Source organism: Modicisalibacter sp. 'Wilcox', from assembly GCF_010993675.1.
Taxonomy (GTDB): Bacteria; Pseudomonadota; Gammaproteobacteria; order Pseudomonadales; family Halomonadaceae; genus Modicisalibacter; species Modicisalibacter tunisiensis.
In genome coordinates this window covers 122320-144844 of sequence record NZ_WNXF01000004.1, presented here as the reverse complement: position 1 = coordinate 144844, position 22525 = coordinate 122320, and the positions used below count along the sequence as shown (strand labels likewise).

Annotated in this window: 22 protein-coding genes; 15 read left to right on the top strand and 7 right to left on the bottom strand. The window is 67.1% G+C overall.

Annotated features, from left to right (window positions below; all coding sequences use genetic code 11):
* Nucleotides 1-4: 4 nt before the first annotated feature.
* The 3 genes from G7A98_RS05380 to G7A98_RS05370 all read right to left on the bottom strand — a co-directional run bounded on the left by G7A98_RS05380 (nucleotide 5) and on the right by G7A98_RS05370 (nucleotide 4225).
* On the bottom strand, nucleotides 5-1705 hold the full coding sequence (locus G7A98_RS05380; protein ID WP_163648457.1) for a sodium:solute symporter family protein: 1701 nt from the start codon (nucleotides 1703-1705) through the stop codon (nucleotides 5-7).
* Nucleotides 1706-2233: 528 nt separating this feature from the next.
* The gene (locus tag G7A98_RS05375) at nucleotides 2234-3235 is read right to left on the bottom strand and encodes a glutathione S-transferase family protein (protein WP_163648456.1); all 1002 of its coding nucleotides are present in this window, start codon (nucleotides 3233-3235) and stop codon (nucleotides 2234-2236) included.
* 81 nt (nucleotides 3236-3316) lie between these two features.
* Entirely contained in the window at nucleotides 3317-4225 is a 909-nt protein-coding gene (locus G7A98_RS05370; RefSeq protein WP_163648455.1) for a LysR family transcriptional regulator, read from the bottom strand.
* A 103-nt stretch (nucleotides 4226-4328) separates the two neighbouring features.
* On the opposite strand from G7A98_RS05370, the gene G7A98_RS05365 reads away from it, so the two are divergent.
* The 12 genes from G7A98_RS05365 to modC all read left to right on the top strand — a co-directional run bounded on the left by G7A98_RS05365 (nucleotide 4329) and on the right by modC (nucleotide 15951).
* Nucleotides 4329-5174 (top strand): pirin family protein, encoded by an 846-nt coding sequence (locus tag G7A98_RS05365; RefSeq protein WP_163648454.1) that lies wholly within the window; start codon nucleotides 4329-4331, stop codon nucleotides 5172-5174.
* Nucleotides 5175-5389: 215 nt separating this feature from the next.
* A complete protein-coding gene (locus G7A98_RS05360) occupies nucleotides 5390-7072 on the top strand; it encodes a peptidoglycan DD-metalloendopeptidase family protein (RefSeq protein ID WP_163648453.1) in 1683 nt (560 codons plus the stop codon).
* A gap of 151 nt (nucleotides 7073-7223) precedes the next feature.
* Nucleotides 7224-7700, top strand: coding sequence for a peroxiredoxin (locus G7A98_RS05355; protein ID WP_163648452.1), 477 nt, complete (start codon nucleotides 7224-7226; stop codon nucleotides 7698-7700).
* A 185-nt stretch (nucleotides 7701-7885) separates the two neighbouring features.
* Nucleotides 7886-9520 (top strand): BCCT family transporter, encoded by a 1635-nt coding sequence (locus G7A98_RS05350; RefSeq protein WP_163648451.1) that lies wholly within the window; start codon nucleotides 7886-7888, stop codon nucleotides 9518-9520.
* Between the two features lie 221 nt (nucleotides 9521-9741).
* Nucleotides 9742-10593, top strand: a complete 852-nt coding sequence (locus G7A98_RS05345) for a transporter substrate-binding domain-containing protein (protein WP_163648450.1) — start codon at nucleotides 9742-9744, stop codon at nucleotides 10591-10593.
* Between the two features lie 97 nt (nucleotides 10594-10690).
* Nucleotides 10691-11365: an amino acid ABC transporter permease gene (locus G7A98_RS05340; RefSeq protein ID WP_163648449.1), complete on the top strand. Its 675-nt coding sequence runs from the start codon at nucleotides 10691-10693 to the stop codon at nucleotides 11363-11365.
* A 16-nt stretch (nucleotides 11366-11381) separates the two neighbouring features.
* Nucleotides 11382-12122, top strand: coding sequence for an amino acid ABC transporter ATP-binding protein (locus G7A98_RS05335; RefSeq protein WP_276207475.1), 741 nt, complete (start codon nucleotides 11382-11384; stop codon nucleotides 12120-12122).
* A gap of 5 nt (nucleotides 12123-12127) precedes the next feature.
* Nucleotides 12128-12799 carry an amino acid ABC transporter permease gene (locus G7A98_RS05330; protein WP_163648448.1) on the top strand — a complete coding sequence of 224 codons (672 nt, stop codon included), beginning with the start codon at nucleotides 12128-12130 and terminating at the stop codon, nucleotides 12797-12799.
* A gap of 62 nt (nucleotides 12800-12861) precedes the next feature.
* Nucleotides 12862-13236 (top strand): winged helix-turn-helix domain-containing protein, encoded by a 375-nt coding sequence (locus tag G7A98_RS05325; RefSeq protein WP_205596223.1) that lies wholly within the window; start codon nucleotides 12862-12864, stop codon nucleotides 13234-13236.
* A gap of 81 nt (nucleotides 13237-13317) precedes the next feature.
* Nucleotides 13318-14133, top strand: a complete 816-nt coding sequence (gene modA / locus G7A98_RS05320) for a molybdate ABC transporter substrate-binding protein (RefSeq protein WP_163648447.1) — start codon at nucleotides 13318-13320, stop codon at nucleotides 14131-14133.
* An 11-nt stretch (nucleotides 14134-14144) separates the two neighbouring features.
* Nucleotides 14145-14840 (top strand): molybdate ABC transporter permease subunit, encoded by a 696-nt coding sequence (modB, locus tag G7A98_RS05315; protein WP_205596222.1) that lies wholly within the window; start codon nucleotides 14145-14147, stop codon nucleotides 14838-14840.
* Between the two features lie 16 nt (nucleotides 14841-14856).
* A complete protein-coding gene (modC, locus tag G7A98_RS05310; RefSeq protein ID WP_240464678.1) occupies nucleotides 14857-15951 on the top strand; it encodes a molybdenum ABC transporter ATP-binding protein in 1095 nt (364 codons plus the stop codon).
* A 31-nt stretch (nucleotides 15952-15982) separates the two neighbouring features.
* Here the strand turns inward: modC and G7A98_RS05305 are convergent, their stop codons facing one another.
* Complete coding sequence (locus G7A98_RS05305; protein ID WP_163648567.1) at nucleotides 15983-17536, bottom strand: sigma-54-dependent transcriptional regulator; 1554 nt, start codon at nucleotides 17534-17536, stop codon at nucleotides 15983-15985.
* A 283-nt stretch (nucleotides 17537-17819) separates the two neighbouring features.
* Between G7A98_RS05305 and phhA the strand changes: the two genes are divergently transcribed.
* From phhA to G7A98_RS05290, 3 genes are read left to right on the top strand one after another with little or no spacing between them, the layout of a single operon-like run.
* The gene (gene phhA / locus G7A98_RS05300; RefSeq protein ID WP_163648445.1) at nucleotides 17820-18617 is read left to right on the top strand and encodes a phenylalanine 4-monooxygenase; all 798 of its coding nucleotides are present in this window, start codon (nucleotides 17820-17822) and stop codon (nucleotides 18615-18617) included.
* Between the two features lie 53 nt (nucleotides 18618-18670).
* Nucleotides 18671-19027 carry a 4a-hydroxytetrahydrobiopterin dehydratase gene (locus tag G7A98_RS05295; protein ID WP_163648444.1) on the top strand — a complete coding sequence of 119 codons (357 nt, stop codon included), beginning with the start codon at nucleotides 18671-18673 and terminating at the stop codon, nucleotides 19025-19027.
* The gene (locus G7A98_RS05290; RefSeq protein ID WP_163648443.1) at nucleotides 19011-20201 is read left to right on the top strand and encodes an amino acid aminotransferase; all 1191 of its coding nucleotides are present in this window, start codon (nucleotides 19011-19013) and stop codon (nucleotides 20199-20201) included. Before G7A98_RS05295 ends, G7A98_RS05290 begins: the two co-directional genes overlap by 17 nt.
* 198 nt (nucleotides 20202-20399) lie before the next feature.
* Here G7A98_RS05290 and G7A98_RS05285 read toward each other — a convergent pair whose 3' ends face one another.
* The 3 genes from G7A98_RS05285 to yegS form a co-directional block, all read right to left on the bottom strand.
* Complete coding sequence (locus tag G7A98_RS05285; RefSeq protein ID WP_163648442.1) at nucleotides 20400-20993, bottom strand: hypothetical protein; 594 nt, start codon at nucleotides 20991-20993, stop codon at nucleotides 20400-20402.
* A 72-nt stretch (nucleotides 20994-21065) separates the two neighbouring features.
* On the bottom strand, nucleotides 21066-21503 hold the full coding sequence (locus G7A98_RS05280; protein WP_163648441.1) for a nucleoside deaminase: 438 nt from the start codon (nucleotides 21501-21503) through the stop codon (nucleotides 21066-21068).
* 34 nt (nucleotides 21504-21537) lie between these two features.
* Nucleotides 21538-22461: a lipid kinase YegS gene (gene yegS / locus G7A98_RS05275; protein WP_163648440.1), complete on the bottom strand. Its 924-nt coding sequence runs from the start codon at nucleotides 22459-22461 to the stop codon at nucleotides 21538-21540.
* Between the last annotated feature and the right edge of the window lie 64 nt (nucleotides 22462-22525).

Here is a 22525-nt window from a genome sequence, read left to right as displayed (position 1 = left end):
AGGATCAGCGCGGCGTGGCGAGAGAGGCCGGCGCCGGGTCGCGGGCCGGCTCGACCGGCTCGGCGGCGGGATGGTGGTCGCTGTAGTCGCCGACCCGCTCGCGGATGCTGTCGAAGTCGAAGCGCTCGCGGCTGGCCAGGCTCATCACCACGCACACCAGGGTGCTGGTGCCATAGGCGGTCAGCGAGGCCAGCAGCACGGTGTAGTCGCGCAGGAAGCCGGTGGCGAACACCAGCATCGCCACGAGCGCCAGCGCGCCGGCCAGGAAACCGGCCACCCGGCCGAGGAAGCCGAACGCCATCAGGCCGATGATCACGCCGCCGCCGATGCTGGCCAGCACCTCGAAGCCCAGGCCGACCAGCCCGGTCAGGGGCAGCCACTCGAAGCGCGCCACGCAGAACAGCAGCATCGCGACGATCACCGAGGTGGTGAAGGCGGCATTGGTGACCCGGCTCCAGAAGCAGCTGGCGATGACCGGGAAGACGATGGCCCCCCACAGGGCGCCGACGAACACCAGCATCACCAGGATATCCAGCGAGAAGCTGGCGAAGACGATGCCGATCACGGTGGCGACGATCATGGTCAGACGCCCCACCAGCAGCATGCGCCGGGGATCGGCCTTGCCCCGGGCGATGTTCTTGCCGTAGACGTCGGCCATCATGATCGCCGACAGCGCCGAGAGGTCGGAGTCGGCGGTGGACGACAGCGAGCCGATCACCAGGATGAAGAACAGCGCGATGAACAGCGGCGGCAGATAGCCCGAGACCATCTGCGGAATCAGGTTGTTCATGTCGCCGTTGAGCGGCTCGATGCCCAGCGTCAGCGCCATCAGCCCGATCATGCCCAGGCCGATGACGATGGCCCCGTAGCCGACGGTGGCGGTCAGGAAGGTCGGCTTGATGTGGTCTTCGTTGACCGCGAACAGCCGCTGGGAAATGGTCTGGTTGCCGATCGCATAGGCCAGCACGGCGACGAAGAACGGCGCGCCCTGATTGAGGATGGCGTCGACCGAGAAGAAGTCGGCCTGCTCCGGCGTGAGATTACCGAGACCCGCCACCAGTTCGCTCGGCCCGCCCATGGCGAAGAAGACCGCCGGAATGATCACCACGGCGATGGCCATCATCGCCACCAGCTGGGCGAAGTCGGTCAGCACCGAGGCGCGGAAGCCCGACCACAGGGTATAGAGCAGCACGCCGACGCCGGCGATGATCACCCCGGCCTGGAAGGAGAGTGGCGAGAGCACCGACACCAGGGCGCCGGAGGCGGTGAAGTTCACCATCAGGCTGATGATGCTGCCGAGCAGGTTGGACAGCGCCAGGATCAACTGGCTGGACGCGCCGTGGCGGGCATGGATCAGCTCGCCCAGGGTATGTGCATTGGGGGCGAGCTTGCGGAAACGGCGGCCGAAGGGGTAGATGAACAGGATCATCAGCGCCCCCCACAGCCCGTAGTGGATGGGCCCCGAGACGCCGTAGGTGTAGCCGGAGGTGGCGGCGGCATAGAAGGAAGCCGCCCAGATCCAGGTGGCGGTCATGCTGGCCGCGCCGATGCCGAAGCCGACGCGGTGATTGGAGACCATGAAGGCGTCGGCATCTTCCTCTTTCTTGCGAATGCCGAGCGTCATCAGGTAGGTGCCGCCATAGAAGGCGAGCATCAACAGGATCACTGTCAGGGTCGAGAATTGATGGAGTGATGCGTTGCTCAAGGGCAGTCCCTCGGTGGATTGGCAGGAGGCGGCCGCGCACACCGACGGAGGTCGACATGCCCGGAACGCGGTGATATCGCCGTGATCGCCCGGATGACACGCGCGACGCGCTGCCCTCGGTCGCGCCTGAAACGCGCGCCTTGAAGGCAGGGCGAGCCTGTCGTGTCAGCCGTGGCGGCGGCAGGAGGCGGGAAGCGTCGTCGCGGCGACGCTAGCCCCGGAAGGGCCGGAGAGGTGGTGGCGGGCGACGCGGCATGCAGCGGCCCTGGTCGGTGTAATGGGGCGACATGGATTCCTCATCTATCGATGACGTCGGCATCGGACGGTCGAAAGTCCCGGTGATCCAGTCATCGTCGTGGCGAGACCAGCCGCTCCCGTTGCGGGAGCGGTATCGGGCCGGGGCAGCACGGCACCCGACCCGAGGGCAGGCATACTATTACCCTGCAAACAAAATGTCCAATCGACGCCAATCGCGTCGGCTTCTGCGGCGACCTGTCGGTGCAGGCCGGCGCCGATGCCGCCCCGAGGCTACTTGCGCCGGACGCCGCGCCCGGGCAGCCGCTCGCGATCGTGGGGCCGGTCGAGCTCGAGCAGCGGCCCCCGGGGGACGATCCGGGTAGAATTGATGGTGTCGTGGCTGTAGTAGTAGTGGCGCTTGATGTGGTCCAGGTTCACCGTCTCGGCGACGCCCGGCCATTGATACAGCTCGCGCAGGTAGTTCGCCAGGTTCGGATAGTCCTCGATGCGCCGCAGGTTGCACTTGAAGTGGCCGTGATAGACCGCGTCGAAGCGAATCAGGGTGGTGAACAGGCGGATGTCGGCCTCGGTCAGCCACTCCCCGGCCAGGTAGCGCTGTTCGCCGAGCCGGGACTCCATGCGATCCAGGGCCTCGAACAACGCCGTGACGTGCTTCTCGTAGACGGCCTGCTCGGTGGCGAACCCGGACTTGTAGACGCCGTTGTTGATGTGATCGTAGACGTCGGCGTTGACGGCGTCGATGGTTTCGCGCAGGTCCGCCGGGTAGAAGTCCAGCCGATTGCCGGTGAGATGATCGAAGGCATCGTTGAAGATCCGCACCAGATCGGCGGACTCGTTGTTGACGATGCGCCCCTCGCGCTTGTCCCACAACGCCGGCACCGTGACCCGGCCGGTGTAGTGCGGATCGGTCAGGGTATACAGCTGGTGATGGTAATCGACGCCGTTGACCGCGTCGCCGCTCGAGCCCTCGCGGGTGTCGTAGGTCCAGCCGTTGCCGAGCATCAGGGGGCTGGTGTGCGACACGCCGATCAGGGGCTCGAGCTGCTTGAGCTTGCGCAGGATCAGGGCGCGATGCGCCCAGGGGCAAGCCAGGGAGACATAGAGGTGAAAGCGGTCTTCGTCGGCCTCGAGGCCGGGCTGCCCCTCGGGGCCCGGGCTGCCGTCGCGGGTGACCCAGTTGCGCAGCTGGGCGGATTCGCGCACGAACTCACCGCCGTGCGACTTGGTGTCGTACCACTGGTCGTGCCAGCGTCCGTCGATCAATAGGCCCATGCTTTCGGTTCCTCGGTTGACGCATGTCTTCGCGATTCAGGATAAGTCGATTGCATCGACGCTGCTGCGCATTATTTGGGCCTATGCATTCGACGCATTCGAATCACTGCACGCTGTCACGGCCTCATGCAGCGCCCTTGCCATCGCATGCGTCGCCGGCCCGGCGCGGTCGCGATCCTGAAAGATCAGGTGCACCGGCACCTCGCGCACGCCACCGACTTCCAGCGGCAACGGCACCAGGCGCCCGGCCTCGAGCGCGCCGCGGATGCGTGTCTCGGGAAGCCAGGCGAAGCCCAGTCCCCGCTCCAGCATGTCCAGCGACGTGGCCAGGTGACTGACCGTCCAGCGCTGCTCGGCCTTCAGCCACCCGGCATCCATCGACTGGCGCAACGCCGAATCGCGCACCACCAGTTGCCGATGCTGCGCCAGGTCGCGCAGATCCAGCCTGCGCCCGAGGCGATGCAGGGGATGCGAGGGATGGGCCACGGCGATGAAGCGCAGCGTCGCCAGCGCCTCGCCCAGGAAGCCCTGTGCGGCCAGCCCCGAGACCACCAGGTCGGCGCGCCGATCGTAGAGCATCTCCACCCCGCCGTTGAGCACCGTCTCGTGCAGCTGGACCCGCACGTGGGGGTACTCGCCGGAGAACTGCTGCAGGGCCTCGGCCAGCGCATCGGGCGGAAAGACCTGATCGACGGCCAGTGAGACTTCCGCTTCCAGCCCGGTCGCCAGGCTCGCCGCCACATCCTCGATTGCCGCAGCACTCTCGATCAGCTGCCGGGCGCGGCGCAGCAACATATCGCCGGCCTCGGTGAGGCGGACATGACGCCCTGCCGGTTCGAGCAGCGCCACTCCCAGTTGGGTCTCCAGCTTGTGCACGGCGTGATTGAGCGTCGACGGACTCTTGTGAATGACCTCGGCGGCGCGAGCGAAGCCCCCATGATCGACGACCGCCGCCAGCATCTGCCATTGGGCCAGGGTGACGCGTGACATTTCGTTTTCCTCGAATGGTATCGGCAAAACTATGCGCTTAACCTTCGAAAAAATCGTCCTAGAATCGAAAGGAGTCAAGCAACGACCTGTTCAGGAGTTCCCGATGATCGCTCGCACTATCGACCGCCTCGTCGCTAGCCACCCCAGCCAGGACGGCGACGGCGTCAAGATCTCGCGCATCCATGACTTCGGTGGCGGGCTCGATCCCTTCCTGATGCTCGACGAACTGGGGTCGGACCAGCCGGATGACTATATCGGCGGCTTTCCGCCTCATCCACATCGCGGGCTGCAGACACTGACTTACGTGGTACACGGCGGCCTGACCCATGAGGACCACCTCGGCCACCGCAGCACCATCGGCACCGGCGACGCCCAGTGGATGCACACCGGCCGCGGCATCATTCACTCGGAAATGCCGCTGACCGACAGCCACGGCCTGCACGCCTTCCAGCTGTGGATCAACCTGCCGGCCCGGGACAAGCTCAGCCCGCCCACCTACCGTGACGTGCGCCACGCCGACATGCCGCGCCTCGACGCCGAAGGCATCACGCTGGCGGCGCTGGGCGGCACCTGGCGGGTCGCCGGACATGCCCCGCTCGCGGGGCCGCTCGACACCCTGGCGGGTGACGCCGGCGTCGCCCATTTGACACTGACCCCGGGGGCAACGGTCACGCTCGAGACCGATGCCCCGACGCTGCTGGTGTATGTCTTCTCGGGGGCCGTGGATGTGGCGGGGAAGACCATCGGCGCTCGCCAGCTGGCCCGCCTGGGCACCGGCGACACCCTGACCCTGGACAGCGACACCGACAGCCAGGCCCTGCTGCTGAGCGGCCGCCCCCATGGCGAGCCCATCGCTCACTACGGCCCCTTCGTGATGAACACCCATGAAGAACTCGACCAGGCCCTGCGCGACTACCGGGATGGCACCTTCGCGTCACCCACGGTCTGAGCCGCTTTCCACTCGCGTGCAGACACCCTACAGTGACGGTCATGATGCGTAACTCAGGGGCGCGGGAAGACACTGGACGTAAGCATGAGTAACATCATGTAGGCGTTAATACTGAGTTTAATAGCCTGTACACCCATACAGGCTAGGCAGCTGGTATGGCATGGGGTAAGGTGCTTTCGGTTTATATTCACCGACATGCACCCAGGCTCCTGTTTATGTTGCGGATACTCAATTCGCTGCCCCGCACGCACAAGTTGCTGTTGTTGCCCGTTGCCACCATGGTCACCGTGCTGGGCGCGCACAAGATTCTTGCCGCACTCGACGACAGCGCACCGTCGGTCGCAGCGGACGGTGTCGCGCTTTCCCTCGACACTGCCCCGTCGACGTCCATCGAGACAGCGTCGATCGATGCCTCCCATCCCCTGAGCGATGCCATTCACGCGGCGTCATCGGCCATCGGCAAGGAGATCCCCCTTTCCGAGCTCGCGCCCCAGGGCATCGTCGACATCGACTTCATCAGCCAGGCCCATGCCGACACGGCGAGCGCCCTGCCCCCGACGCTGGAGGTCGAGCCGGCCATGGCGGTCGCCCGGCCCGCAGCCGATGCCTTGCCACAGGTGGCCGACGGCGCCGTCCTCGCCTCACTGCAGCTCAGCGGTGCCGATCGGCCGACGGATGGCGGCGATCAGGACGTGTTCTCCACCGATCCGCTGGTGCTGGACGACGGCGACGTGGACCTTTCCAACGAACTGGCCGCCAAGGAAGTCTTCGTCCCGCAGTGGGAAACCTATACCGTGCAGCCCGGCGACACCTTCGCGGTGATGGCCGAGCGCACCTTCGGCCTGGGGTATCGCGAGGTGCTGGGCCTGCTCGATACCCTGCCCGACAAGACAGTACTCACCCGCTGGCGCGTGGGCGACAACATCGACTTCAAGCTCGACCAGGACGGCCACCTGCTCGCCCTGCGCGTGATGAAGGATGCGCGCAGCGGTTATCTGATCAAGCGCGAGGCGCCCGATGCCACCTTCGCCGTGTCCGACATCCAGAAGGCCACGGAAGCCACCCAGCGGCTGTTCGCCGGCACCGTCAACGGCAGCTTCGCCGGCTCGGCGGCCGCCACCGGCCTCTCCAGCGGCGACGTGGCCGAGCTCACCAACCTGCTGGCGAAGAAGATCAACTTCCGTCGCGACACCCGGCGCGGCGATCACTTCCAGGTGCTGGTCGAGTCCGACATGATCGACGGCAAGGCCATGGAATCACGGATTCTCGCCGCCCACTATGAAGGCCGGCGCACCGACCTGACAGTGGTGCGCAACGACAAGGACGACCGTTTCTACACGCCGGACGGCCACAGCCTCGACCCGGCCTTCGACCGCTACCCCTTCAACGGGCATTACCGGATCAGCTCCTCCTTCAACCTGCGTCGCGTCAACCCGGTGACCAAGCGCGTCTCGCCCCATTACGGCACCGACTTCGCCATGCCCCGGGGCACCCCCGTCCGCGCCCCCGCCGACGGCCGCGTGGTCAAGGCCGCCTACCAGCGCGGCGGCGCCGGGAACTACCTGGTGATTCGCCAAGACAACGGCTACAAGACCCGCTACATGCATCTGTCCAAGACGCTGGTCAAGGAAGGCGACCGGGTGAAGATGGGCCAGCGCATCGCCCTGTCGGGCAACACGGGGCGCAGCACCGGCCCTCACCTGCACTACGAGATCATCGTCAACAACCGGCCGGTCGACGCCATGCGCGTCAAGCTGCCGGAAAGCAGGAACCTCTCCGGCAAGGCCCTGGCCGCCTTCAAGCAACAGGCCGGCCCGCTGCTGGCCAAGCTCGAGGACGACAGCAACACCCAGATCGCCAAGCTGGACCCCGACACGCTCACGTCCGACGGCACCTGAGCCGATTGACCGCATGTCGCCCTCACGACCCCGCCTCGGCGGGGTCGTGTCGTCTGGCCCGGGGCATTTGCCCTTTCCCGTCGCCAGGATTGTACCCGGCCGGCGGGAGCGCGCTAGGATAGCCGTTCATTCCACTCTCTGGAGGTTCGGCATGGCCATTTCCATCGGCGACACGCTGCCCGACATCACCCTCAAGACCAACGGCGCCAACGGTCCCGAGGACCTCTCGACCGGCGAACTCTTCGCCGGCAAGCGCGTCGTGCTGTTTGCCGTGCCCGGCGCCTTCACGCCGGGCTGCTCCAACACCCACATGCCCGGCTTCGTGATCAAGGCCGACGACATCTTCGCCAGGGGTGTCGACACCATCGCCTGCCTGGCGGTCAACGATGCCTTCGTCATGGATGCCTGGCAGAAGGACCAGAACGCCGAGCGCATCACCATGCTGGCCGACGGCAATGCCGAGTTCACCCGCGCCGTGGGACTGGAACTGGATGCCACCGGCGGCGGCATGGGCATTCGCAGCAAGCGCTTCGCCCTGATCGCCAATGACGGGGTCGTCGAGTACCTGGGCATCGACACCAAGGGCGTCGACCAGAGCAGCGCCGAAACGATCCTGAGCAAGCTCTGAGCCACAGCCCGCCATCGCCCGACCCCGCTCGGGGCCGGGCGGTCCCCCGGCTGAGCAAGCCCGAGGCGACCATGACACGCCTCCCCCGCCGCCAACCCGGTGGCGCTCTCGCCTCCCTGCTGGACAACACAGGCCGTGCACTACACTGGTTGTAGGATCGGTAGCCACCGGGAGGGTGCAGGGAGATGAAGGATTATCTGCAGAAACATACCAACCCCCCTGTCTTCTTCGTCTCGGCGTTCATCGTGCTGGCCTTCGTGATCTGGGGCATCGTCGCTCCGGCACAGCTGGGCGCGATTGCCAGCGACATCAACACCTGGATCGCCCAGACCTTCGGCTGGTGGTACATGCTGGTGGTAACGCTGTTCCTGATCTTCGTGCTGGTGCTGATGTTCAGCCGCTGGGGGCATGTCAAGCTCGGCCCGGACGACAGCGAGCCCGAATGGAGCACCTGGTCGTGGTTCTCCATGCTGTTCACCGCGGGCATGGGCATCGGCCTGGTCTTCTACGGCGTCGCCGAGCCGATCTTTCACTTCAACAGCCCGCCGGTCGGCGAAGGCGGAACCGGCCAGGCCGCGCTCAAGGCGATGGGCATCACGCTCTTCCACTGGGGCCTGCACCCCTGGGCGGTATACATCGTCATCGGCCTGTCGCTGGGCTACTTCTGCTATCGCAGGGACCTGCCGATGCGCCCGGCCTCGGCACTCTACCCGCTGATCGGCAAGGGCATCTATGGCCCCGTCGGTCACGCGATCGACATCCTCGCCGTGTTCGGCACCCTGTTCGGGCTGGCGACCTCCCTGGGGCTGGGGGCGACACAGATCAACGCCGGCCTCAACGAGGTCTTCGGCATCAGCATCGGCGCCACCTCGCAGGTGATCATCATCGGCGTGATCACCGCGGTGGCGGTGACCTCGGTGATGCTCGGCGTCGACGCCGGCATCCGCCGGCTATCGGTGATCAACCTCTACCTGGCGATCCTGCTGGCGGTGTTCGTGTTCGTCGTCGGGCCGACGACGTTCATCCTGGAATTCATGGTCAACAGCACCGGCTACTACGTCCAGCACCTGCCGGAGCGCAGCTTCGAGATGTATTCCTTCTCCCAGGCCGGGTCCGACTGGCTCAAGAGCTGGACGCTGTTCTACTGGGGCTGGTGGATCTCCTGGTCGCCGTTCGTGGGCATGTTCATCGCCCGCGTCTCGCGCGGCCGGACCATTCGCCAGTTCATCGCCGGCACCCTGCTGGCACCGGTGGGCGCCTCGATCGTCTGGTTCGCGATCTTCGGCGGCAGCGCCATCCGCATGATCCTCGACGACAGCAGCAATCCGCTGGCCAGCGCCGGGACCACGGACGCCATGTTCATCCTGCTCAACCAGCTGCCGATCCTGCCGATCCTCTCGACGCTCACCGCGCTGCTGGCGATCCTGGTCGTGGCGCTGTTCTTCGCCACCTCCTCGGACTCCGGCTCGCTGGTGGTGGACATGCTCACCAACGGCGGCGATCCACATCCCGTCTGGCAGCAGCGGCTGTTCTGGGCCGTACTCGAGGGCGTGGTCGCCGCCGTGTTGCTGGCCTCGGGCTGGGCCGCGTCGGGCGAGGCCTCCGCGGCCCTGCAGCCGCTGCAGACCGCGGCGGTGACCACGGGCCTGTCCTTTTCGCTCGTGATGATCTTCATGGCCTGGGGCCTGACCCGCGGGCTGATGCAGGAGCGCGTCCCCGGCCATCCGGGCCGCAAGGCGCGCTTCCCCTACCCGTCCCAGCCACCCCGTGAAGAGGAGATGCGAAAGGGGTCCCGGAGTACCGGCTCATCACGCGCCTGAGACAACCACCACAGCCATTGCGGCGGCGCTTCGGCGCCGCCGTTTTTCGGGCAAGCCCCCGCCCCGCTCCCGGGACGTGGCGCAAGCGCCTAATGTTCAACAGTTCTTGAACGAAAACGACCGGCAACCTCGACTACGCTGTAGAAGCGCCGGGTGATTCATGGCCAGGCGCTGCAGGACACCCGAGCCGACAACGAGCGACACAACAACGAGGTTGACCGATGAGACTTCTGGGACTCGAGACAAGAACACTGACCGCCGGACTGATCCTCTCGCTGGGCACCCTGGGTGCCGCGAGCAGCCAGGCCGCCGACACCTATACCGTCGGCGTGGAGGCCTCCTTCCCGCCCTGGGCCTACGTGGAGGGCGGCGAATACAAGGGGATCGCCATCGATGCCATGGAGAAGATCGCCGAGGATCAGGGGCTCGACATCGAGTTCAAGGACCTGCCCTTTCCCTCGCTGATTCCCGCCCTGTCCGCCGAGAAGATCGACATCCTCGCCACCGGCCTGACGGTGACCGAGCAGCGCGCCAAGGTCATCGACTTCACCGTCCCCTGGTGGGAAACCAACGACGTCATCGTGGTGCCCAAGGACTCGGACCTGAACGTCTTCACCGCCGTGTGCTGCGGCGCCACCGTCGGCGTCCAGGGGGGCTCCTCCCAGAAGGCGTGGATGGAAGACAACGTCACCAACTCCGATATCGACGTCAACCTCAAGAGCTACGACAGCTACGTCACCGCGATCACCGACATGCTCAACGGACGGATCTCGGCGGTCGACGTCGACGACACCTCGGCGCAGGAATACATCAATGAAGGCCGTCCGGTGAAGATCGCCGGCAAGATCTTCATCCGCGCGCCCCTGGCCCTGGCGGTCAGCAAGGGCGACCCCCAGGGGCTGCTCGCAAAACTCAACCAGGGCATCGTCAACCTGGCCAAGTCCGGGGAGTGGGCCACCATCGTGCACAACTACATCCCCGGCGTGACGGTCCCGTCCGTGCCCGGCAACATGCCCGAGTACGTCGACACCTACCGCAAGCCGGTAGCCGGCCTGCCCGAACTGGGCAACTGATCCCTGCCATTCCGTGCACACGGTCCGCACCGGTTGCCCCTGCGTGGGCAACCGGCCGGGCCGGGCTCTTCACTCGCGCATTCGATCAGGCAACGGCATGGACATCTACGACGTTCTTCTCCGCGACTTTCCCTTCCTGCTCAAGGGCCTGGGCGTGGCCCTGGTACTCCTGGCCGCGCTGCTGGCGCTGGGCTTCGTGATCGGACTGACGATCTGTCTGATCCAGCTCTACGGCCCGCGAACCCGCTTCGTGCAATGGCCCCTCAAGGTCTACGAACGCATCTTTCGCGGCGTGCCGATCATCATCATGCTGTTCATCTTCTACTACGGCCTGGCGGGCATCTTCGACATCTCGTCGTTCGCGGCCGCCATCCTGGCCCTGGGCTTTCGCTCCGGCGCCTACCAGTCGCAGATCTTCCGCAGCGCCTTCCAGTCGATTCCCGCCGGCCAGATGACCGCCGCCCGGGCCAGCGGCATGACCCTGACCCAGGCGATCCGCTGGATCCTGTTTCCCCAGGCGATCCGTTATGCCATCGGCCCCTGGACCAACGAGTTTTCCTCGGAGATCAAGGAAACCTCGCTGGCCTACGTGATCGGGGTCGTCGAGCTGACCCGGCAGGCCCACTACATCATCACCAGTACCCAGGGCAATGTGCTGACCGTGTTCGCGGTGGTGGCCCTGCTCTACTTCATCGTCAACAAGGCCGGCAATAGCGGGCTGTACTGGCTGGAAGCCAGACTCGCCGTCCCCGGCTTCGAAAAACGCCAATAACCGACAGGATTCCTTCATGGCTGACGTTCCCGTGCTGCGTGTCGACGACATCCACAAGCGCTACGGCGACAACGAAGTGCTCAAGGGCATCTCCCTGACCCTCGAACGCGGCGCGACCAAGGTGCTGATCGGCCCCTCGGGGTCCGGCAAGAGCACCCTGCTGCGCTGCATCAACCACCTCAACAAGCCGGACCGGGGCACCATCGAGCTCGACGGCCAGCGCGTCACCGACGCCAACATCGACCGGATGCGGGCGCAGATCGGCTTTGTCTTCCAGGACTTCAACCTCTTCTCGCACCTGACGGTGCTCGACAATGTGCGTATCTGCCAGCTGAAGGTGAAGCGCCTGTCCCACGAGGAGGCGACGCGGCGCGCCCACGAGGAGCTCGAACGGGTCGGCCTGGGCGACAAGGCCGGCGCCTACCCGGCGGAACTCTCCGGCGGCCAGCAGCAGCGCGTCTCGATCGCCCGGGCACTGGCCATGGACCCCATGCTGATGCTCTTCGACGAGCCCACCTCGGCCCTCGACCCGGAGCTCACCGGCGAGGTCGTCAAGGTCATGCAGCAGCTGGCCGACGACGGCATGACCATGCTGGTGGTCTCCCACGAAATGGGTTTCGCGCGCCAGGCCGCCGACGAGATCATCTTCATGGAAGGCGGCCACATCATCGAGCAGGGGCCACCGGACGTGCTGTTCTCGACACCGGCGCAGGAACGCACCAGAGCCTTTCTCAACGTCATTGCCGAGCACGGGTGAGCCCCATGACCGACTTCCTCCAGTTCAGTGCCGAACAGCTTCCGGAACTGCTCAAGGGCGTGCCGATCACCCTGTCGCTGTGGATCATCGCCATCGTGCTGGGCTTCTTCATCGGCCTGGCACTGGCCTGGGCCAGGGTCTACGGCAACCGTTTCTGGTATGCCCTGAGTACCGCCTACGTGGAGCTGTTCCGCGGCACGCCGATGCTGGTGCAGATGTTCTTCATCTACCTGGGCCTGCCCCAGGTCGGCATCGTCTTCGACGCCTTCACCTCCGCAGTGATCGCCATCACGCTCAACAGTGCCGCCTACCAGGCCGAGTACTTCCGCGGTTCGGTGCTCTCGGTGCCGCGCGGCCAGATGGTCGCGGCCCGCGCCTGCGGCATGAGCCAGTGGCAGGCGATCCGCTACATCGTGCTGCCCCAGGCACTGCGGCGGGTGCTGCCGCAGTGGTCGAACGAGGCCATCATCGAGCTCAAGTTCACCTCGATCGCCTACACCATCGGGGTCGTGGAGATCACCGCGCGGGCCTCCGACATCGGCTCGCGGACCCTGGAGTTCTTCCAGATCTTCCTGCTGGCCGGGTTCATCTACCTGGCGCTCACCTCCAGCGTGGCCAGCTTCCTCAACTGGGTGGAACGCCGCTACTACGTGCCCGGAGTGACCCATGCCGGCTGAGGCGACTGCAACCCCGCCGCCGGCATGGTACAACGAGGCGTTTCCCGATCCGGACGAGCCCCATGACGCGCACGCGACACGCCACCCCGACCTTCCAGCTGCGCCTGGCCGCCGAGAAGGACGTGGTCATCGGCCCCGGCAAGGCCGACCTGCTCGAGGCGATCGAGCGCAACGGCTCGATCGCCTCGAGCAGCCGCGAGCTGGGCATGAGCTACAAGAAGGCCTGGCAGCTCATCGAGACCATGAACCGCCACTTCACCGCACCGCTGATCGACACCCAGACGGGCGGCAACCAGCGCGGCGGCGCCAGCCTGACCCCGCTGGGCCGCGAGGTGCTCGCCCGCTACCGGGCGCTGGAGCGCCGGCTGAGCCCGGACGCAAACCCCGATGCGCGCGCCCTGCTCGACTGCCTGGGGCGCCGACCGGCGATCGACTGAGTGTCCCGGCGCCTTGGCATGCCTCCACCGCCATGGCTATAGTGTCTCCGCTATACCCACGCAAACATAGCGGGAACCCCCATGCATGGAACGCCCCTGTCCGGTCTGTCGTCGCGCGCCGTCACCTGTCTTCTGGGCCTGGCGGCAGTGCTGCTCTTCAGCCCATCGCCGGCGCAGGCCACGCCACCCCGGGTCACGATCTTCGCCGCCGCGTCGCTGACCGACGCACTCGATGCGGCGATCGCCGACTACGAGGCCGACCATGACGTCGACATCGTGCCGGTCTATGCCGCCTCTTCCACCGCGGCGCGACAGATTGCCCACGGCGCCCCGGCGGAGCTGTACTTCTCGGCCAATGAGCAATGGATGGACTGGCTGGCGAGCCAGGACGTGACGCTGGCCGAGCGCACGGACCTGCTGAACAACCGCCTGGTGCTGGTGGCCGCTCCCGGGACGTCGCTCGAGGCCTTCACCCCGGGCGCGGGCCGGCCGATCCGCGCGCTGCTCGATGACGACCAGCGCCTGGCGGTGGGCAACCCCGACCACGTTCCCGCCGGCATCTATGCCCGGCAGGCGCTCGAGTCGCTGGGCGAATGGCAGGCCCTGGAGCCGCGACTGGCCCGGGCCGACAACGTGCGTGCCGCACTGGCGCTGGTCGAGCGCGGCGAGGCGCCGCTGGGTATCGTCTACCGGACCGACGCCCGGGCCAGCGACCGGGTGCACTCGCTGGGCGTGTTTCCCGCCGCCAGCCACAAGTCCATCACCTACCCGCTGGCCCTGGTCGACCCGCCCGTCAGCCGCGCCGCCCGGGCGTTCCGTGACTGGCTGACCGGCAGCGAGGCGATGGCCATCTTCGAGCGGTTCGGCTTCACGCCGGCCACTGCCGGCACCCCCTGACACCGGTCATCATGCTCTCGGACGCCGAATGGCAGACCATCGCCATCAGTCTCAAGGTCGCCGGCACCGCCGTCGCCGGGATCCTGCCGCCCGGCGTGGCCCTGGCCTGGCTGATGGCCCGGCACGACTTCCGCGGCAAGGCCCTGCTCGACGGGGTGCTGCATCTGCCGCTGGTGCTGCCCCCCGTGGTGGTCGGCTACCTGCTGCTGCTGTCGCTGGGGCGCCAGGGCTGGCTGGGCCACTGGCTGGATCGCCTCTTCGGTGTCACGCTGCCGTTCACCTGGCAGGGCGCGGCGGTCGCCGGCGGCGTCATGGCCTTTCCGTTGCTGGTGCGCGCCGTGCGCCTCTCGCTCGAGGCCGTGGACGTCAAGCTGGAGGCCGCCGCCAGCACCCTGGGTGCCGGGCGCTGGCGCGTGTTCTTCACCATCACCCTGCCGCTGGCCTTTCCGGGGCTGGTGACCGGCAGCCTGCTGGCCTTCGCCCGGGCACTCTCGGAGTTCGGGGCCACCATCACCTTCGCCGCCAACATCCCCGGCCAGACACGCACCCTGCCGCTGGCGCTGTACACCCTGATCCAGACCCCCGGCCGGGAAGCCGCGGCCGCCCGGCTCTGTGCGCTGTCGATCGCCATCGCCATGATGTCGCTGCTGGTCTCGGAGTGGCTGGCACGGCGGGCGCGACAAAGGCTGCAGGAACGCGATGGCTGACTCGGAGACCCGGACGATGCCGAACGCCCTCCACGAGGGCCTGCACCTCGACCTCCGCAAGCGCCAGGGCACCTTCCTGACCGAGGCCGCCCTGACCACCCCCGGACGCGGCGTCACCGCCCTGTTCGGGCCTTCGGGCAGCGGCAAGACGACCCTGCTGCGCCTGATTGCCGGCCTCGACCGTCCGGACGCCGGCGTCATCCGCCTGGGCGACGAGGTCCTCAGCGATGCCCGGAGTGGCCGCCACGTGCCGCCGCATCGGCGCCGCCTCGGCGTGGTCTTCCAGGAGGCGCGGCTGTTTCCGCACTATCGGGTCCGCGGCAACCTGACCTACGGCATGCCCGCCGGCGCCACCACGAGCGTCGACGACATCGTGGCCCTGCTGGGTATCGGCCAGCTGCTGGAACGTTTCCCGGCCACCCTGTCCGGGGGCGAAGCACGCCGCGTGGCCATCGGCCGGGCCCTGCTCAGCCAGCCGCGCCTGCTGCTGATGGACGAGCCGCTGACCGGGCTGGACGGCGCGCGCAAGCAGGAACTGCTGCACTACATCGCCCGCTTGACCCGCCGCATCGACATCCCGGTGATCTACGTGAGTCACGATCCCGAGGAGCTGGTCAGCATCGCCGACCGGCTGGCACTGCTCGACCAGGGCCGCGTGCTGACCGAGGGCCCCCTCGACGACGTGCTGACCCGCCTGGAGTTCGGCGACGCGCTCGGCGGCTTCGATGCGGTGTCACTGCTCACCGCGCGCATCGAATCCCACGACACGGCCTTTGCCCTGACCCGGCTGCGGCTCGCCGACGGCCAGCCGCTCGTCGTTCCCGCGATCGACCGACGCCCCGGGGACAGCGTGCGCCTGCGCGTGCCGGTACGCGACATCACCCTGGCGCTGATCACGCCGACGCCCACCAGCGATCACAACCGGCTCGAGGTGGTCATCGAACGCATCGCCCGCTCGACCACCGACGCCGCCACGGTGGATATCGGCCTGCGCCTCGGCGAGGCGCGCCTGCGAGCCCGGCTGACCCGCCATGCCTGCCATGCCCTGGGGCTGCGGGAAGGCATGGCGGCGATCGCCGTGGTGCGCAATATCACCCCCGCCGCCGGCTAGGGACGCTGAAGCCGAGGGTCAGAAAAGTGCGTCAGGCATCGCCGATGCCGTGGCGCTTGAGCTTGTTGGCGATGGTGGTGTGCGACACGCCCAGACGTCGGGCCAGCTGCCGGCTCGACGGGTAGTCGACGTATAAGGCGGCCAGCACCCGGCGCTCCACCGAACCGAGAATCTCGGCCAGGGTGCCATCCAGCTCGATGCCGCCCATCCCCGGCGCATCGCCGACGTCGGGCAGGCGCAGGTGTTCGGGCAACAGCACGTCCCCCTCGCAGAGCGACACGGCCTGGAAGAGCACGTTCTCGAGCTGGCGCACATTGCCCGGCCAGTGGTACTCGGCCAGCCGCGCCGCAGCCGCCTCCGACAGCGCCGGCAGCGGGCAGACGATCTGGCGGGCGGCGCGGTCGATGAAATGCTCGGCCAGCTCGGCGATGCCATCGAGGCAGTCGCGCAGCGGCGGGATGTGCACCGACAGCACGTTGAGCCGGTGGTAGAGATCCTGACGGAACTGCCCCGCCGCACACAGCCGCGGCAGTTCCTGCTGGGTGGCGCAGATCACCCGCACGTCGAGATAGGTTTCCTCGTCGCTGCCCACCCGCCGGAAGCCGCCGTCCTGCAGGAAACGCAGCAGCTTGACCTGCAGGCGCGGGCTCATCTCGCCCACCTCGTCGAGGAAGATGGTGCCGCCGGCGGTCAACTCCAGCAGCCCCAGCTTGCCCTCCGGCCGGGCGCCCTCGAAGGCGCCGGGGGCATAGCCGAACAGCTCGGTCTCGGCCATGGACTCCGGCAGCCCGGCGCAGTTGAGCGCCATGAACGGCGCCTGGCCGCGCGGGCTGGCCAGGTGACAGGCCCGCGCCAGCAGTTCCTTGCCGGTGCCGGTCTCGCCCTCGATCAACAACGGCGCATCCAGCGGGGCCATGCGTCGCGCCTCGCGGACCACCGCGGCGAGCCGCGGGCTGGCCTGAAAGATCGCCTCGAAGCCGCGCAACTCCTGGCGCTGAACGTGATAGATGCGCTCGCCGACCCGGTCGGCGCGGTGCAGGGTCACCACCGCCCCGGCCAGCGAGGCCACGTCGTCGCTCTCGGTGTGCAGTGGCGCGATGTCGGCCAGATAGACCTCGTCCTTGAGCTTGAGCCGCAGGCCATTGACCCGAGCGTTGTTGCGCCGGATGAGCTCGGGCAAGTCCAGGTCGTGCAGGTAGCGGTCGAGCGACAGCCCCGGCACCTCGTCGACCCGCACGCCCAGCATCTGACCGGCAGCGCGGTTGGCGGCGACGATCCGTCCGTCCATGTCGATCGACATCACCGGATCGGACAGCGACGAGAGCAGTGCATCCAGCTCCAGGTGGCGGCGCTCGCTGGGCATCAGGCTGACCCGCTTGACGCTGAACACGCCGGGGAGAGCCTCGAGAATCGGCCTGAGCGTGGCCAGCTGCGCGTTGAGCAGCTGCGGCACCAGCAGGTAGATGGCGTTGCCCTGGTCTCCGCCGACCTCGCCACGCGCCACGTTGAGGCCATAGTCGGCAAAGGGGGAGACGACATCGCGCAGGATGCCGATGCGATTCTGGCAGTGGAACTTGAGGCGCATGGAGCCGGGGCCCTCGAAAAACGGCGACGATGGGGAAATACGCGTCACGACGGCGTGACTCATGTGTAACGATAAACTGACACCCGACTCGCCGTCGATCAATGCAATCCGGGTTCTTGCCGTCGGCCCCTCCCCTGCGGCCACCCTCTGTCACACTTTCTTGACGGAAAACCGGCGCGCCATGCGCCGGAGCCGCGTGTCGCCCCCTGCTACAGCCCATCGGGGCCGCCTAAGCTAGGAGCCACTCTCCCCGACAATGACAACCTGCAACCGGGAGCCCACGATGGCAAAGCAGACAAAATATCAGGCCCATCATCCCGACGCCGACGGCATCATCCACTACAGCGAGACCGAGAACGCCACCTGGCAGACCCTGATGGAACGTCAGATGGCGATCATCGAGGGACGCGTCTGTCAGGAATACCTGGACGGCCTGGAGCGCCTGGCCCTGCCCATGGAGCGCATTCCGCAGCTGGCCGACGTCGACCGGGTGCTGCAGGCGACGACCGGCTGGTGCACCGCGCCGGTGCCGGCACTGATCCCCTTCAACACCTTCTTCGAACTGCTCGCGAACCGGCGCTTCCCGGTGGCCACCTTCATTCGCACGCCCGAGGAGCTCGACTACCTTCAGGAGCCGGACATCTTCCACGAGATCTTCGGCCACTGCCCGATGCTCACCAATCCGGCGTTTGCCGAATTCACCGAGACCTACGGCAAGCTGGGGCTGGCCGCGAGCAAGGAGGAGCGCGTCTACCTGGCGCGCCTGTACTGGATGACCGTCGAGTTCGGTCTGGTCGACACGCCCCAGGGCCGACGCATCTACGGCGGGGGCATCATCTCCTCGCCCAGGGAGACGTTTCACGCGCTCTCCGAGGTGCCGGCCCATCATCCCTTCGATCCGCTCGACGCCCTGCGCACGCCCTACCGGATCGACATCCTGCAGCCGCTCTACTACGTCATCGACGGCCTCGAGACCCTGCACGAACTGGCCGGTCGCGACATCATGGCGCTGGTCCACGAGGCCATGGCGCTGGGGCTGTATGCGCCCACCTTCGAACCCAGGCAGGCCGCCGGCGCCTGACAGACGCCCCCTGCCCTCACTACCCTGAAGACAACAAAGCCACGGAGTTGAAGATGAGCCAGCTTTCCGAACAAGCCTGTGAAGCCTGCAGCTGGGACGCCCCCCTGGTGACCGACAGCGAGATCGAGCAGCTCAAGCCATCGATCCCCGACTGGCAGATCCTCGAGCGCGATGGCATCATGCAACTGGAGCGCGTCTTCACGTTTCGCAACTTCAAGCAGGCCCTGGCGTTCACCAACCGGATCGGTGAAGTGGCAGAAGAGGCCGGTCATCACCCGGCGCTGCTGACCGAATGGGGCAAGGTCACGGTGACCTGGTGGTCCCACGCGATCAAGGGTCTGCACAAGAACGACTTCATCCTAGCCGCCAGAACCGACGAGGTAGCAAAGTCCAATGTTCGAGCAGATTGAGCGGGTCCCCGGGGATGCCATCCTCGGGTTGATCGATGCCTTCAAGAAGGACTCCAATCCGCAGAAGGTCGACCTGGGGGTCGGCGTGTATCGGGACGAGCAGGGCAACACCCCGATCCTGCGCTCCGTCAAGGAGGCCGAAGCGCGGCTGCTGAAGAACGAGACCACCAAGAGCTACATCGGCTCGCACGGCGACCCGCGCTACGGCAAGGCCATCCTGTCGCTGGTGCTGGGCGAGGACTCGCCGGTACTGGCCGCCAACCGCGCCAGCGCCACCCAGTCGCCCGGTGGCACCGGCGCGCTGCGCCTGGCGGCGGACTTCATCAAGACGCAGCTGCCCGGCAAGCGCATCTGGGTCTCCGACCCGACCTGGCCCAACCACCTGGGCATCTTCCACGCCGCCGACGTCGAGCTGCACAAGTACCCCTACGTCGATGCCGACAATCGCCTGGATTTCGACGGCATGCTCGCCGCCCTCAAGGAGATTCCCGAGGGCGACGTGGTGCTGCTGCACGCCTGCTGCCACAACCCCTCCGGCTTCGACCTGACCCAGGCGCAGTGGAAGCAGGTCCTCGAGGTGGTCAAGGCCCGTCAGCTTCTGCCGCTGATCGACTTCGCCTACCAGGGCTTCGGCGACGGCCTCGACGAGGATGCCTACGGCGTGCGGCTGTTCGCCGAGAACCTCGACGAGCTGCTGATCACCAGCTCCTGCTCGAAGAACTTCGGCATCTACCGCGAGCGTACCGGCTGTCTGATCGCCATCGCCAAGGACAGCGAGCAGATGGAAAACGTCCGCTCGCAGTTCGCCATCGTCGCCCGCGAGAACTACTCCAACCCGCCCGCCCACGGTGGCTCGGTGGTGATCGAGATCCTCGAATCCGCCGAACTGGCCGCCCAGTGGCGTGATGAAGTGGCCGAGATGCGCAACCGCATCAACGGCCTGCGTCGCGACTTCGTCGAGGCCCTCAAGCCTCACGGCCTGGACGAGCGCTTCGCCTTCATTGCCGAGCAGCGTGGCATGTTCTCCTACACCGGCCTGTCCGGCGAGCAGGTGGATCGCCTGCGCGACGAGTACAGCATCTACATGGTGCGCTCCGGTCGCGCCAACGTCGCCGGCCTGGTCAACGACAACCTGCCCTATGTCGCCAAGGCCATCGCCGACGTGGTGAAGTAACAGCAACAAGTACCGCCTGAAGTCCTCGAACGCCCGGCTCGCGCCGGGCGTTCGTCGTTGGAGGCTGCAACCATGCCGTCATCGCGCATCACCGTCGTCGGCGCCAGCATCACCGGCCTGAGCGCCGCCCTGGCAGGTGACGAGGCAGCGCTGGCAGCCTTTCGCGCCAGCAGCGCCCCGCCACGCTGAAAGACGGCGTCAGGGCGTGTCGCTGCTGCCGCCCTTCGTCTCGCCACTGTCCGTGCCCGTATCGGGCGCATCGACCGCCTGCTGCGACTTGACGTCCTGGTGCTGAGCCTGCTCGAACTGCTGGTTGATCTCGCGCTCGGCTTCCTTGAAGCGTCGTTCGGTTTCCTTGAGCGCCTGATCGACCTCATCCTGAGTATTGTCCCAGCCACTGGTTGCCGCAGCTTCATCGCCGGCACCCCCGCTCGGGCCATCAACGGTGGCGTCTCCGGTATCGCCCTCGGCAGTGAGGGTCGGTGTCTCCACCGCCCCGCCACCGGACTGTCCGGCCGACGGCTCGGGATTGTCGCCGGTCGACGATGTCTCGCCATCGCGGGCGTCCCGGGTTGCCGTTGCGGCGGCCGCGGACTGATCGTCACGCGCCGTGCGTGAGACGCCGTCGCTCGTGGCGCTGTCGCCACCCACCTGCGTCGACGACGACTGGGTGGTGGACGTGGCGTCGCCCTGCTGACCGGACGCCTGCGAGGCGTCGTCGTCACCGTTACAGGCCGCCAGGCCCAGCGCCAGTACCGTGACGGCCAGGGTTCTCCAGGGCGTCTTGGGCATTCCGATCTCCTTGCATTGACGGGATTCAGGTTCGCGCTATTGCAGCAAACACCCCCTGGCGGCGCAAGGCGCTCATCGCCCCACGTCCTCGTTCCAGACCTCCGGATGGCGCGCGATGAAGGTCGCCATCAGTTCCCGGCAGGTCGGATCGTCGAGCACCTCGAGCGTGACGCCACACTCGCGCAGATGCGTTTCGTCGCCGAGAAAGGTGCGATTTTCACCGATCACCACCCGCGGGATGCCATAGAGCAGGATGGCCCCGCTGCACATCGGGCACGGCGACAGCGTGGTATAGAGCACCGACTGGCGATAGACGGCGCCGGGCAGGCGCCCGGCATTTTCCAGCGCATCCATCTCGCCGTGCAGGACCACGCTGCCCCGCTGCTGGCGACGGTTGTGACCGCGGCCGATGATGCGACCGTCGTGTACCAGCACCGAGCCGATGGGAACGCCCCCTTCCGCCAGCCCCTGGCGTGCCTCGTCGATCGCCGCCTGCATGAAGCTGTCCATGATTCTCTCCGTTGCGGGAATGCCTGTCGCGACGTCAGCCGGCCCCGGCGAGCAGATCGCTGCTGTCGGGCATCGCCAGCTTCACCGCCCGGGATTCGAGCGTCACCTCGAAGCGGCGCAGATGGCGCGGCTCGCCATCCAGGTTGAGCGGGAAGGCGTCGCGGCTGGTGAAGGTCAGGTCGGGCGTGCGGATCGTGCGCACGAACTCGCCGTCGCGAGGCAGCTGCTCGATTTCATGCAGCAGCTGACGCATCTCGCTCAGCGAGGCGAAATGCCGAACCACCAGCACGTCCAGCAGCCCGTCGTCGAGCTTGGCGCCGGGGGCCAGGCACTGGCCGCCCCCGGCCTGCCGACCATTGCCGGTCGCCAGCAGGAACAGTGGCGTCTCCAGGGACTCGTCCGCCCACTCGAGACGCCCTTGATAGGGTTGATAGTGCCAGGCCTTGAGCATGCCCATCAGCGAATAGGCGCCGCCGCCGAGCAGGCGCTTGAGCGCCAGCGGGGTCGAGGTGGTGACCTCCGCCCCGAACCCGCCGGTGGCCATGTTGATGAAGCAGTCCTCGCCCAGGCGGGCCACGTCGACCCCGTGACAGCGCGAGGTCAGGGCCAGCGACAAGGCCGGCTCCGGCTCGAGCGGCAGACCGAGACCATTGGCGAAGTCGTTGGCGCTGCCCAGCGGCAGGATGCCCAGCATCGGCCGCCGCGGGGCCTCCAGAGCCATCAGCCCCGCCACCACCTCGTTGACGGTGCCGTCGCCGCCACCGGCGACGAGCCTCGACACCCCGGCCTCGGCCGCCTCGTGCACCAGGCGCAGTGCATCACCGGCCTCCCAGGTGACACGCACGTCCAGGGAATGGCCCTGGTCGCGCATGGCCTGGACGGCGTCGCGGACATCGGGAATCTGCGCCGACTTGCCGTTCAAGATCAAGCGGGCCTGCGGCGCCTCGGGCTGAACCATGCGTGGTGTTCCTTGTGCATTCCATTGACCGCTATACCATCGCCCCTCCGCGCGCCCCTCGCAA

Excerpts from the sequence above, each read along its gene's own strand:
- G7A98_RS05280 (WP_163648441.1), bottom strand. The coding sequence starts at position 21,503 with ATGGACAGCTTCATGCAGGCGGCGATCGACGAGGCACGCCAGGGGCTG.
- G7A98_RS05345 (WP_163648450.1), top strand. The coding sequence starts at position 9,742 with ATGAGACTTCTGGGACTCGAGACAAGAACACTGACCGCCGGACTGATC.
- G7A98_RS05360 (WP_163648453.1), top strand. The coding sequence starts at position 5,390 with ATGTTGCGGATACTCAATTCGCTGCCCCGCACGCACAAGTTGCTGTTG.
- G7A98_RS05340 (WP_163648449.1), top strand. The coding sequence starts at position 10,691 with ATGGACATCTACGACGTTCTTCTCCGCGACTTTCCCTTCCTGCTCAAG.
- modC (WP_240464678.1), top strand. The coding sequence starts at position 14,857 with ATGCCGAACGCCCTCCACGAGGGCCTGCACCTCGACCTCCGCAAGCGC.
- G7A98_RS05365 (WP_163648454.1), top strand. The coding sequence starts at position 4,329 with ATGATCGCTCGCACTATCGACCGCCTCGTCGCTAGCCACCCCAGCCAG.
- phhA (WP_163648445.1), top strand. The coding sequence starts at position 17,820 with ATGGCAAAGCAGACAAAATATCAGGCCCATCATCCCGACGCCGACGGC.
- G7A98_RS05355 (WP_163648452.1), top strand. The coding sequence starts at position 7,224 with ATGGCCATTTCCATCGGCGACACGCTGCCCGACATCACCCTCAAGACC.
- G7A98_RS05330 (WP_163648448.1), top strand. The coding sequence starts at position 12,128 with ATGACCGACTTCCTCCAGTTCAGTGCCGAACAGCTTCCGGAACTGCTC.
- G7A98_RS05290 (WP_163648443.1), top strand. The coding sequence starts at position 19,011 with ATGTTCGAGCAGATTGAGCGGGTCCCCGGGGATGCCATCCTCGGGTTG.
- G7A98_RS05325 (WP_205596223.1), top strand. The coding sequence starts at position 12,862 with ATGACGCGCACGCGACACGCCACCCCGACCTTCCAGCTGCGCCTGGCC.
- G7A98_RS05335 (WP_276207475.1), top strand. The coding sequence starts at position 11,382 with ATGGCTGACGTTCCCGTGCTGCGTGTCGACGACATCCACAAGCGCTAC.
- modA (WP_163648447.1), top strand. The coding sequence starts at position 13,318 with ATGCATGGAACGCCCCTGTCCGGTCTGTCGTCGCGCGCCGTCACCTGT.
- G7A98_RS05350 (WP_163648451.1), top strand. The coding sequence starts at position 7,886 with ATGAAGGATTATCTGCAGAAACATACCAACCCCCCTGTCTTCTTCGTC.
- G7A98_RS05375 (WP_163648456.1), bottom strand. The coding sequence starts at position 3,235 with ATGGGCCTATTGATCGACGGACGCTGGCACGACCAGTGGTACGACACC.
- modB (WP_205596222.1), top strand. The coding sequence starts at position 14,145 with ATGCTCTCGGACGCCGAATGGCAGACCATCGCCATCAGTCTCAAGGTC.
- yegS (WP_163648440.1), bottom strand. The coding sequence starts at position 22,461 with ATGGTTCAGCCCGAGGCGCCGCAGGCCCGCTTGATCTTGAACGGCAAG.
- G7A98_RS05295 (WP_163648444.1), top strand. The coding sequence starts at position 18,671 with ATGAGCCAGCTTTCCGAACAAGCCTGTGAAGCCTGCAGCTGGGACGCC.
- G7A98_RS05370 (WP_163648455.1), bottom strand. The coding sequence starts at position 4,225 with ATGTCACGCGTCACCCTGGCCCAATGGCAGATGCTGGCGGCGGTCGTC.
- G7A98_RS05305 (WP_163648567.1), bottom strand. The coding sequence starts at position 17,536 with ATGCGCCTCAAGTTCCACTGCCAGAATCGCATCGGCATCCTGCGCGAT.
- G7A98_RS05285 (WP_163648442.1), bottom strand. The coding sequence starts at position 20,993 with ATGCCCAAGACGCCCTGGAGAACCCTGGCCGTCACGGTACTGGCGCTG.